General features: G+C 63.5%; 10 protein-coding genes. 5 read left to right on the top strand and 5 right to left on the bottom strand.

All coding sequences use genetic code 11. From position 1 onward, the window contains the following. Positions 1-174 precede the first annotated feature (174 nt). Positions 175-540: a hypothetical protein gene (locus tag WCB02_RS27390; protein ID WP_423962885.1), complete on the top strand. Its 366-nt coding sequence runs from the start codon at positions 175-177 to the stop codon at positions 538-540. Here WCB02_RS27390 and WCB02_RS27385 read toward each other — a convergent pair. After that, positions 505-732: a DUF6894 family protein gene (locus WCB02_RS27385; protein ID WP_423962884.1), complete on the bottom strand. Its 228-nt coding sequence runs from the start codon at positions 730-732 to the stop codon at positions 505-507. The two genes, WCB02_RS27390 and WCB02_RS27385, sit on opposite strands and share 36 nt — an antisense overlap. Before the next feature lie 258 nt (positions 733-990). Here WCB02_RS27385 and WCB02_RS27380 point away from each other — a divergent pair, with 258 nt between their 5' ends. Then, positions 991-2,001: an AraC family transcriptional regulator gene (locus WCB02_RS27380; RefSeq protein WP_423962883.1), complete on the top strand. Its 1,011-nt coding sequence runs from the start codon at positions 991-993 to the stop codon at positions 1,999-2,001. A 230-nt stretch (positions 2,002-2,231) separates the two neighbouring features. On the opposite strand, the gene WCB02_RS27375 is transcribed toward WCB02_RS27380, so the two are convergent. After that, positions 2,232-2,936 carry a hypothetical protein gene (locus WCB02_RS27375; RefSeq protein ID WP_423962882.1) on the bottom strand — a complete coding sequence of 235 codons (705 nt, stop codon included), beginning with the start codon at positions 2,934-2,936 and terminating at the stop codon, positions 2,232-2,234. A 469-nt stretch (positions 2,937-3,405) separates the two neighbouring features. Here WCB02_RS27375 and WCB02_RS27370 point away from each other — a divergent pair, with 469 nt between their 5' ends. The 3 genes from WCB02_RS27370 (at position 3,406) to WCB02_RS27360 (ending at position 7,358) form a co-directional block, all read left to right on the top strand. Beyond that, positions 3,406-4,698, top strand: a complete 1,293-nt coding sequence (locus WCB02_RS27370) for an MFS transporter (RefSeq protein WP_423962881.1) — start codon at positions 3,406-3,408, stop codon at positions 4,696-4,698. 134 nt (positions 4,699-4,832) lie between these two features. Continuing rightward, positions 4,833-5,945 (top strand): Fic family protein, encoded by a 1,113-nt coding sequence (locus tag WCB02_RS27365; RefSeq protein ID WP_423962880.1) that lies wholly within the window; start codon positions 4,833-4,835, stop codon positions 5,943-5,945. Between the two features lie 354 nt (positions 5,946-6,299). Further along, positions 6,300-7,358 carry an HD-GYP domain-containing protein gene (locus WCB02_RS27360; protein WP_423962879.1) on the top strand — a complete coding sequence of 353 codons (1,059 nt, stop codon included), beginning with the start codon at positions 6,300-6,302 and terminating at the stop codon, positions 7,356-7,358. Positions 7,359-7,454: 96 nt separating this feature from the next. Here WCB02_RS27360 and WCB02_RS27355 read toward each other — a convergent pair whose 3' ends face one another. From WCB02_RS27355 to WCB02_RS27345, 3 genes are all read right to left on the bottom strand, one after another. Further along, entirely contained in the window at positions 7,455-7,841 is a 387-nt protein-coding gene (locus WCB02_RS27355) for a hypothetical protein (RefSeq protein ID WP_423962878.1), read from the bottom strand. Between the two features lie 95 nt (positions 7,842-7,936). Continuing rightward, a complete protein-coding gene (locus WCB02_RS27350) occupies positions 7,937-10,090 on the bottom strand; it encodes an ABC transporter permease (protein ID WP_423962877.1) in 2,154 nt (717 codons plus the stop codon). A gap of 44 nt (positions 10,091-10,134) precedes the next feature. Further along, the gene (locus WCB02_RS27345; RefSeq protein ID WP_423962876.1) at positions 10,135-11,412 is read right to left on the bottom strand and encodes an efflux RND transporter periplasmic adaptor subunit; all 1,278 of its coding nucleotides are present in this window, start codon (positions 11,410-11,412) and stop codon (positions 10,135-10,137) included. Positions 11,413-11,432 lie beyond the last annotated feature (20 nt).

Genomic DNA, 11,432 nt, shown 5'->3' with positions numbered 1-11,432 from the left:
GACCACCACGAGCCGAAGCTTCGTGGCGCAGCACGGCGGCGCCGAGCACTTCATCTGCGTCGTGGCGCCTTCGGGACTCGGCCTCGCGACCAGCGCGCGGAGCCGCAAGCCGTTGCCGATGCAACTGTCCGCGTCATGCCCCGCCGACGGGACCCTCCGCGGGGCTTTCGGACCATGTGCGATCCAAAGGCGGCGCCAAAGCATATCGGCGACCGCAGTGCTCATGATGATTTATGCTCGCCGAGCAGCTTGCCGGTCGATCGATTGATGAAATGCACTCGCGTGCAGGCCGGGCATGTCACGGTGACAAAGGTGCCCGGTTCGGCGGCCGGGTCGACGGCCAATGGCTGCTGGACGTTCATACCGGTATTGGGACATCGAAACGTCGAACGCGACATGGATCAAACGCTCGCAAGACGGCTGGACGTACGCGATACCGGCTCAAAGTTCCTGGGCTGTGACATCTGGCATGTTTTCAAAAACAGAGCGCCGGCTGCGGCCGCGCTACAGGGTTTCGGCGACGAGCCGGATGCGAAATAACGGCTTGTTGGACCGGTCCAGCAGCTCCATTTGCCAATCCGAGTTCTGTTGCAGCTTGCGACTGGCATCGCCGATCAGATTGCCGCAGACCTTCGTCATCTCGGACCAGGCTGCACCAATGTCCGGGAGTTCGCACTCGTCCGATGCGCAGGACGTTTCGCCAGTCTTGGTTCGAAAGGAAAAGGATGGCATCGGGAGACCTCGCGGTTCGGCAGCCTGTGCATCGCAATCGGAACGATTGCGCTACCCGGCCGACCGCAACCGCTACTCAATTTGCGAAGGGCGGGACCAGGACGAGACAGTCTTTCCGCGCCATTGCCTTGCCGCGCCATTGCCTTGCCGCGCCGTCCTGCGTGCGCTGGCGGACATAGCGCGCGGCAAATTGCTACCTTTCGATGAAAAGAACCTGCTACGGTCGCGACGCAGCTTGACGCACACCGGATCAATCCAATGCCGATCCAATCTTCGGCCGCATCGCTCAGTCGCTTCCTCCTCGTCGACACGCACGATCCCGAAATCATGCGAAACACGCTATTGAACCATTACGGCGCGAAAAAATTCGAGGCGCGCGACACCTCCGACTTTCTGGGCCAGTCGTTTCACGCCAAGCTGGAATCGGCCTCGCTGGGCGTGACCGCCTATGGCACCCCGGTATCGATCGAATTTCTCGAATGCAATTTTGCCCGGCTCCATATCGCCATCGCGGGCAAGGTCGCCACCATCATCGGCGGCCGCACGACCGAAACCTGCGCCGCCCAGGCCTGCGTGACGCCGCCCGATCGCGCCAACCGACACGACTTCGACGCCGGCACCAAGGTGCTGTTCGTCCGCATCGAAAAGACCGCCCTGGAACGGAAGCTGGCGGCGCTGCTGGGCGCCCGGCCGCGACGCCCGATCGAGTTCTCGCCGGCGCGCCCCGATGACCAGGCGCATTTCGAGAGCCTCAAGGACATGATCGCGTTCACAGCGAAGCAGCTGGCTTCGACCGCGGCGAATCCGCCGCTATTGATGCTCAAGGAGATCGAGCAGGCCCTGGTCGTGGCCTTCCTCGAGACCGTCCCGCACTCCTACAGCGACGCGCTGCGACGGCCGCCCGCCGACATCACGGACACCCACGTTCGGCGCATCGAGGAATATATCGACGCGCATTGGCGACTACCGCTGACCGTGGAGGACCTGTCCCGCATCACCGAGATCGGCACGCGCTCGATATTCCATGCGTTCAAGCGCGCCCGCGGCTATACCCCGGTATCCTACATCAAGACGGTTCGGCTCCGGAACGCGCATGCGATCCTGACATCGCCGGGCGAGGCCGGAACGGTGACAGCGGCGGCCTATCAGTGCGGCTTTTCCAACCTCGGTCATTTTGCCAGGGACTATCAGCGCACATTCGGCGAATTGCCGTCAGTCACGCTGAACAAGGCCAGGCACTGGTCCCCGCAAGACCGGCGCAGTCACTAGACGACCGATTCCACGAAGTCGATCACGGTGGATGGATAGAGCGGCGCGCGGAATTGATGGTTTTCGCAAGAGCCCTACCCGTCCTGCTCCTTCGTTTCATATGATCAGGACTTCGGAAACGCTCTGCCACGACCGATTCCGTGAAACCTATCGTTTCCGCGCACTCCGGCCTCGTCCTGAGGATGAGGTTCGGAGGAGACGGATATGATTCGAATCGCGCGATCGCTGGATCAGGGCGTCGGCATCCGGAAAAGAATGCCGGCATACCTGTTTTCCCTTTGCTTGAGCCATTGCGGCCATATCGGCGGTTGTGGCGTGATCGGCGCGTCGGTGAGCTCGAGAATGACGCGCTTGAGCTCGACGCCCGGCCCGAAATTCGCAGCGAGATCATCGGGCGAGACCCGCACCAGCGTGTGCGGATCATTGATGTCGCGGAATCGCACGAGCTGGGGCAACACCGTGAAAGCAACATCGCGCGGCCCGCTCTGGCGACGCACATCCTCCAGCGCGGCCTTCTGCTGGCTATAGTTCCTCCCAATCATCGTGCCGGGCTTGTCGTAGGCCGCAAAGGGCAGGCATCCGATCTCGTCCAGCGGACAAAACAGCTGCCTGACGAAGGCGCGCTCCTGATCCGGCGTTCGCCTTGCGTCCATGAACGTCAGGAACAGCAGGCCCTTGTCCCCGAGATCGACGGTCGGCGCGTAGCCGAGAGGCCTTGGATGGATGTCGGGACCACCCAGATTGACGGTGCTGTCCGGCTGCATGGTGTAGCGCAGCTCGATGACGCTCGACCCGGTCCTGAGCTGATCGCCGTCCTGCACGTCCACGCTCAGCCGATAGCGCACATGAACATGATAGAAATTGAGCCGGACCAGGACGGCCGCGCCAATCACCACGGCGGCGAACAGTCCGAGCACGACGAGGCGGCGCTTCATGCGATGTCTTTCCAGGCCCGGTGGCCACATTACTGGGCTCGGGTAATGGCACTGCCATCAATGGTCTGCGCCTGCATGTCAACGCTGATTGAAGGCTATTGTTGGCCGCCCCGGTGTCTGCCTTCGCCCGCGCTCAACACCTGCATCGACCGGCGTGCGTTCCGGCACTTGCGCTGCGTGCCACATCGAAAGTCCCCCGAGACTCCTGGCTCGAGCGCACGCGTCAGTCCGGTTCGTGACCTGGATAGATCTTGAACTGAGGCAGTGTGTCAGCGATCTCATATCACGGCGCTTTCGACGCAGCGAGGACATGGCGCTCGGGCCGTGCATGCGGGTCACCGTCAAGGCCGTCCTGTTGGCTGGCGGCGGCCGATGTGGCAAGGTCGGTCCCGTTTCGGGGCGCCGCTGCCCCGCCTCCTGGCGGGACCCTGCGCGGCCTGCCAGCAAAATGGCAACGGGACAGGGACGCATGGATACGATCGCGCGCGAGCAGGTTTTGATGCGGCGGCTTGGCTTTCGGCTGATGCCGCTGTTGATCCTGCTGTTCCTGGTGTCCTTCATCGATCGCCAGAACGTCGGTTTCGCCAAGCTGCAGATGCTGACCGACCTCAGGATGACCGAGGCGGCCTATGGTCTCGGCGCCTCGCTGTTCTTCATCGGCTACCTGATCTTCGAGGTGCCGAGCGCGCTCGGGCTGCAGCGCTACGGCGCGCGGATCTGGCTGGCGCGGATCATCTGCACCTGGGGCCTGGTCACGGTGCTGCTGGCCTTCACCTCGTCGGCGGCGATGTTCTATGTGCTGCGCTTCCTGCTCGGCGTCGCGGAGGCCGGCTTCTATCCCGGCGCGATCTTCTACATCAGCGTCTGGTTTCCGCGCTCCTACCGCATCCGCATGCTCGGCTTTTTCACCCTCGGCAGCACGCTCGGCAACATGTTCGGCGGCCTGATCAACGGTCCCCTGCTCGACCTCAACGGCACGCTGGGGCTGGCCGGCTGGCAATGGGTGTTCATCGGCAGCGGCGTGCCGGCCGTGCTCCTGACCTTCGCCGTCTTGGCGTGGCTGCCATCGTCGCCGGAAACGGCGAGCTTCCTCAGCGACGACGACCGCGCGCTATTGTCGAGCGCGCATGCCCGCGAGCCGTCGACGGCCACGATCCACGGCCGCCCCTGGGCGGCATTGTGGGACCCGCGCGTGATCGGCTTCGCGCTGATCTACATGCTGATGTCGACCTCGCTCTACGGCGTCACCTACTGGCTGCCGACGGTGGTGAAGAGCTTTGGCGTCAGCGCCACCGTGAACGGGCTCTTGAACATGATCCCCTGGGCGATCGGCGCGGTGCTGCTGGTGCTGCTGCCGGGCCTGCTGCGCCACGATCGCATCGTGTTCCGGGCGGCAGCCTTCATCACGCTGATTGGCGTGACCTGCTTTACCGCCAGCGTGGTGCTGACCGATCCGGTGCAGCGCTTCATCGTGCTCGCGATCGGCGGGCCCTGCATCTCGCTGCTCTATCCCTGCTTCTGGTCGCTGCCGTCGCAGTTCTTCTCGGGCGCGCGAGCGGCGGCCAGCATCGCCGCGATCAACTCGATCGGCAATCTCGGCGGCTTCTTCGCCCAGAACCTGATGCCCTGGGTCGGCCGGGTGACCCACTCCACCGGCGGTCCGATGCTGGTGCCGGCCGCCTGCCTCGCCGCGCTCTGCGTCGGCGCGATCGTGGCGTCCCTCGTGATGGGCAGGCTGCCGCCGCAGCCGGTCGCGGCCTGAGGCGCGGCATTCACCGCTGCAACAGACGGTCATCGACGTGCGGAGATTGGCGCGGCTATTCTCCGCATAATTGCGTAGATTAGCCTTGCATATGCGGAGGTTCGACGCCATAATATCCGCATATGGTGCGGAGAATGGTCACTTACATTCATCAACTGGCCGATTGGCCCAAGTTTCGCTGGAACAGCCAAAACCTGGCGGACAGGCTCGCTTCCGTTCGCCATCGTCAAGGCCGACTGATCGGACGCATGGAAGGGCTTGGCCTCAGGCTGCGCGCCGAGGCGACTTTGCAGGCGCTGACCGAAGAAGTGGTCAAGACCAGCGAGATCGAAGGCGAAATTCTCAACAAAGATCAGGTGCGTTCATCGCTTGCGCGCCGCCTCGGTGTCGAGATCGGCGCGCTCGCGCCGGCCGACCGTCACGTCGACGGTGTGGTCGAAATGATTCTCGACGCGACCGAGAAATATGATGAGCCGCTCACCGAGGAGCGCCTATTTGGCTGGCATGCCGCGTTGTTTCCGACGGGGCGCAGCGGCATGCACAAAATCACTGTCGGCAACTGGCGCTCCGAACAGTCCGGTCCGATGCAAGTCGTCTCTGGCCCGGAGGGCCGTCGGCGCGTGCATTACGAGGCACCTGTCGCGTCGAATCTCGATCATGAAATGAAGAACTTCCTCACATGGTTCAATGGCGATGCCAAGGGGCTCGATCCGGTCCTTAAAGCCGGTGTCGCGCATCTCTGGTTTGTCACCATTCACCCATTCGAAGACGGCAACGGCCGCATCGCGCGCGCCATCGCGGATCAGCAGCTTGCTCGTTCAGAGAACAGCGCACAGCGCTTCTATAGCATGTCCACTCAAATCCGGCAGGAGCGAAACGGCTATTACGACATTCTCGAAGCGACGCAAAAGAGCGACCTCGATATCACCTCCTGGCTCGAATGGTTTCTGGTGTGCCTTGGCCGCGCAATCGATGGTGCCGAAACGGTTCTGGGCTCGGTGTTGCTCAAGGCCAGGTTCTGGAAATCGCACGAAGGCGAAACCTTCAACGAACGGCAGCGCAAGGTTCTCAACCGTGTACTGGATGGCTTCGAGGGCAAACTCACATCCTCCAAATGGGCGGCGCTCGCCAGATGCTCACAAGATACCGCATCGCGCGACATCGGCGACCTTCTCGCGCGGAAGATCTTGACGAAGGACGCCTCAGGCGGGCGCAGCACAAGCTATTCACTTGCCACCGTTGATTAAAGGTTGAGGCACCGCCGCCTGAGCGATGTCGGCGCCCGGTCCTCCGGACGGAAATCTGCAGGATGAAAAAACCTGCCCTACAACCTGCTATCTTTGCGGCAAGCCGCTGAAACCGCCCACGAATCCAGATCATCGCGGAGCAGCCAACCCCACGTAGTTCTACGGACGCCGAACACCTCCGGCGCGAGGCTGGCCGAATGCAACCCAACGGCGAACCGTGTTCTCACGGGTCCGGCAGCGAACCATCGATTAACCGCATCCAACCATCAATTGCAGCTCCGCAATACCGCGGCGAAAGCAGCCACGCTGCTTCACAAGATGGCAGGTTTGCACCATGCGCGACGAGGGCTGCCGATGATCCCACTCTCCGTCGTGATCGATCGGTCCTCGAGCCCAAACGCGATCCGGACGCAGCTCGGAACCGTATTCGCAGTCGAGTTCAGGGGTCTCGACCAGATCGAAGAGATCGAGCCGCAAGACGACGTCGTCTTCGACATCGACGTGCTCAGATGCCCCGATATTCCCCGGATCAAACAATGGCTCGCGAAGCCCTGCAAGCGCGGCAAGACGATCTTCGCCGTCGACAAGGCGTCGCGGCATGCGCAGGCGCAGGCCGCCGCGTTCGGCGCGTCTGGCGTCGTCAATCGCCCGCTCGCCGGTCGCGAGGTCATGACCACCCTGCTGGGGGATTTCGACGGCCTGACCGACAACGAGACTCCGCCGCAACTCAGAAGCTTCGCCGACGTCGCGCCGGCCCTCGATGCGCTGGAAAACATCTTCTTATCGGCGCATCTCGGGGCGGCGCTCGATCTGCAGATGGTCGACTTCGCCTCGCGGACATTGATCAGAAGCATCGCCGACAGCGGCGTCGAACCCTGGATCGACATCGTCCGCAAGCATCATAGCCAGACCTACCAGCATTCGCTGCTGGTGACTGGAATCGTCACCGCCTTTGCGCGGGAACTGGGGATGTCGGAGGCCGATCAGGCCAGGCTCGCGTCGGCGGCGCTGCTTCACGATATCGGCAAGGCGCGCATTCCAGTTCCGATCCTGGAGAAGCCGGGCGCGCTCGACGCCGAGGAGATGCTGGTGTTGCGCCAGCATGCGCGGTACGGGCACGAAGCGCTCGCATCGGTGCCGGGACTCGACAAAGACCTGCTCGACATGGTGGTTCACCACCACGAATATCTCGACGGCACCGGCTACCCCGATCATCTGCGGGCGGCCCGGATTTCGGACCTGGTCCGCCTTGTCACCATTTCCGACGTTTTCGGCGCGCTGATCGAGAGGCGCTCGTACAAGAAGCCGATGTCCTGCAAGCAGGCCTATTACGTCCTGCTCACCATGGGGCAGAAGCTGGACGAGGACATGCGACGGGAGTTCAAGTTCGTCAGCGAATTGCGCGTCGGCTGACCGCCGGCGGCGATGTCTTCGTCGGGACGCGGCTCGCAGCCGCAATGAGATCTTTCCGCGAGTCGCTTTTCCGCAAGTCGCTGGTCGAGGCCCGGCTCAGGGCAATGCCTCGGTGCTGATCCTGCAGGCGCCGAATTCGGCGCGCGTCGAATCCGTCTCGTAGGTCTGCAACACGATGTTCCAGTCGGCCGAGTTGATGCCGAGGCTGAGCCCGTCGACATAGCCGTTCATCGAAGTGACCGTGGTGGTCACATTGCTCAGCGCCAGCGCGCCGCCGTCCTGGTAGACGCGGAGCGCCTTGGCCTGCGCGTCGAACACGATCGAGATCGATCGTTTCTCGGGCTCGAAGTCGGATTGCGAGCCCGTCTTCGTCTCGACATTGGTGAGATTGCAATCGAGCCGCCTCGGCGCGGCGTCGGCGCTCCCGATCGACAGCAAGAGCAAAACGGCGGCAAGGCCGCCCGCTGCGTTCAAGATCCACATGTCAAAACGCCAATCATTCATCGCAGCGCCTCGCACAAAACCCTATGCCGTCGTCCACGGATCGCGGTTGATGAAGATCAAGATCGTTCCCGAGCTCACTCATAGCGCAGCGCCTCGATCGGATCGAGACGCGCGGCCTTGCGCGCGGGATAGAACCCGAAGAAGATGCCCGTCGCCGCGGAGAACACGAAGCCGCCGACGATCGCCACCGCCGATATCGGCGCCGGCCATCCGGTGACGAGCGAGATCGTGACCGAGAACAGGATTCCCGCGACGATGCCGGCGACGCCCCCGCTGACGCTGAGGAAGACGGCCTCCGCCAGGAACTGGAACAGCACATGCGCGCGCCGGGCGCCGATCGCCATGCGCAGCCCGATCTCGCGGGTGCGCTCGGTGACCGAGACCAGCAGGATGTTCATGATGCCGATGCCGCCGACCAGCAGCGAAATCGATGCAACGGCCGCCAGCAGGATCGCCATCACGCGGCTCGAGCCTTCGGCGGTCTCGGCGATCTGGCTCAGGTTGCGCACCGAGAAGTCATTGACGTCTCCGGGACGGATATGGTGGCGGCGCGCCAGGATATCGGTCGACTGCGTGATCGCCAGATCAACGTCGGCCTGGTTCACGGCCTGCACATAGATCTGGTTGACATAGCCGGTGATGCGCGCCTGCAGATTGTAGGGATTGGGCGGCGACGGATAGACCCAATTCAGCGGCGTCTGCTGCTGGCTTGGCGCCGCGACCCCGATCACCTTGCGCTCGGCCGTGCTGAAGGGAATCATCACGAGATCGTCCTGATCGGTTCCGTAGCTCGACTGGCCTTTGGGCGCGAGAACGCCGATCACCCGCAGCGGCACGCCCTTGACCTGGATCACGGTGCCAAGGGGATTCTCGTTGGGACCGAACAATTGGGCGTAGACGGTCTGGCCCAGCACCACCACCAATGCGGCCTTGCCTTGGTCATCACTCGAAATTCCCTGGCCGGTCTGGATTTGCCAGTTCGTGATCGGCGGGTAGTTGGTGCTGACGCCCTGGATGTTCGTCGACCAGTTCTGGTTGCCGTATTTGACCTGCCCGGCCTGTCGGATCAGATAGCTGACGGTGCCGACCGCGGTGGCCTCGCGCCGGATCGCCTGCACGTCGGTGACCGTCAGTGTCGATGCGCTGCCATAGCCGGCGCGGATGCCGCCGCTCGTGACGGCGCCCGGCAGAATCACCACCAGGTTCGTGCCCAGACTTTCGATCTGCTTGCGCACCGCCTCGTTGGCGCCCTGCCCGACCGCCACCATCGCAATCAGCGCCGCGACTCCGATGAAGACGCCGAGCATGGTCAGGGCCGAGCGCATCTTGCTGCGCAGGATGGCCTGGGCTGCCGCCGCCATGATCATGACCGCGAAGGCCCAATGGGCCGTCGACGGCATGACGGATACGTCACCTGCCTGCCCGCCTGTTTCCTTGTCCGTTTCCTTGTCTGTGTCCTTGGGACGAAACTGCAGCATTGCAGACGCCGCGGGGCCCGCTGCCGCCGCGGCTCCGCCCGGCACGGGCTTTCTGGTGCGCTGATCCGAGATGATCCTGCCGTCGCGCATCGTCACGGTACGGTCGGCATAATCGGCGATATCCTGCTCGTGGGTGACGACGACGATGGTGACGCCCTGCTCGCGATTGAGCGTCCGCAGCGTTGCCATGATCTCGTGCGAGGTGCGGGTATCGAGATTGCCGGTCGGCTCGTCGGCCAGCAGCACGCTCGGCGCATTGATCAGCGCGCGGGCGATGGCAACGCGCTGCTGCTGACCGCCGGACAGCTGGCCGGGTGTATTGCGCTCGCGATCACCGAGACCGAGAACGGCCAGCGCGGCGCGTGCGCGCTCGACGCGGACGCTTCGGCTCGCCTGCCCAGAAGTCGAATAGAACAGCGGCAGGGCGACGTTTTCGATCGCGCTGGTGCGCGCCAGCAGATTGAAGCTCTGGAACACGAAACCGAGCCGTTCGCTGCGGATCCGCGCCAGTTCCGGCTCGGACAGGGCGGCGACATCGATGCCTTCGAAGTAATAATGGCCGGTCGACGGCCGGTCGAGGCAGCCCAGGATCGCCATCAGCGTCGATTTGCCGGAACCGGATGATCCCATGATGGCGACGAATTCGCCGCGATCGACCGTGAGGCTGCTGCCGCGCAACGCATGCACGTCGACGTCGCCGACGTGATAGGTCCGCGTCACATTCTCCACCCTGATGACCGCTTCTGCCATCCTGTTCCGCCAGCTTTGTTATTCCGCCATCTTGGCCGATGGATTCACAGCCGCGGCGGCGGCAGCGTACCGGCCGAAGCCTGCCGCTGCTCGGCCAGGATGACCTGATCGCCCGGCTTGACGTCGCCGGCCACGATCTCGGTGAAGGCGTCGTCGTCGAGACCGGCCTCGACCGGGCTCGCCACCGGCTTGCCGTCGCGCAGCAGCCAGAGCTGTTTCCACGACTGCGGCGCGCCCTGCGGCGCGGCGCCCGCCACTTGCCCACCCTGGCCATAACGCAACGCCTGGCTCGGCACCCTGATCACGTCGCTGCGGCTGTCGATGATCAGCCGCGTCGCCGCCGTCATGCCCGGCTGCAGCGCCAGACTCGAATTATCGACGCTGACCACCACGTCGAACGTCACGACGTTCTGCACGGTCTGCGGTGATTGGCGAAGCTGGCTGATCGTGCCGTTGAACGTGCGTTGCGGGAAGGCGTCGACCGTGAACGATGCGGCATTGCCCTCCTTGAGGCCGCCGATGTCGCTTTCGCTGACATTGGTATCGACCTCCATCATCTTGAGATCGGACGCGATCAGAAACAGGGTCGGCGTCTGGAAGCTCGCCGCGACGGTCTGGCCCATGGTCACGCTGCGCGAGACCACCGTGCCATCGACCGGCGATACGATGTTGGTGTAGTCGAGATTGACCTGGGCGGAATCGAGCGCGGCCTCCTGCTGCTGAATGGTGCCCTGGTCGAACACGATTTGCGCCTGGGCCTGCTCGTAGGCGTTTCTGGCCTGGTCGGCCACGTCCTGCGACACGGCGTGGGTCACCACCATCTGCGCGTTACGCTCATGGTTGATCCTGGTATAGGCGAGATTGGCCTGATCCTTCTGAAGCTGGGCTTTTCCGACCGAGAGATTTGCCTTGGCCTGGGCGACCAGCGTCTCGTACGGCCGCGGATCGATCTTGGCGCAGACCTCGCCTTTCTTGACCCTGGTATTGTAGTCGCAATAGATCTCCTGGATCACGCCCGATACATAGGAGCCCACGATGATCGTGAGCTCGGGATTGACCGTTCCGGTTGCCGCCACGGTCCGGGTCACCGGACCGCGCGTCACCTGCGCGGTCACATAGTGCACGGCGCTGCGTTTGGCGGACATCCACCACGTGGCGGACGCAATCCCGGCAACGAGCAACGCTGCGATCCCGGCCATCAGCCAATGTCTGCCGGGCCTGCCGGCCTTGGACTCGTTCCCGATCGAAGGCGTCACCGGAATCGAGACCACCTTGCCGGACACCTTCTGCTGGCTCGCATCCGTCACTACGCCTTCGCTCATGCCGATGGTCCGTCAACTGC

This window comes from Bradyrhizobium sp., assembly GCF_049581145.1.
Lineage (GTDB): Bacteria > Pseudomonadota > Alphaproteobacteria > Rhizobiales > Xanthobacteraceae > Bradyrhizobium.
Note: the sequence above shows the minus strand (reverse complement) of the source record. Positions and strands in the feature narration are given on the sequence as shown.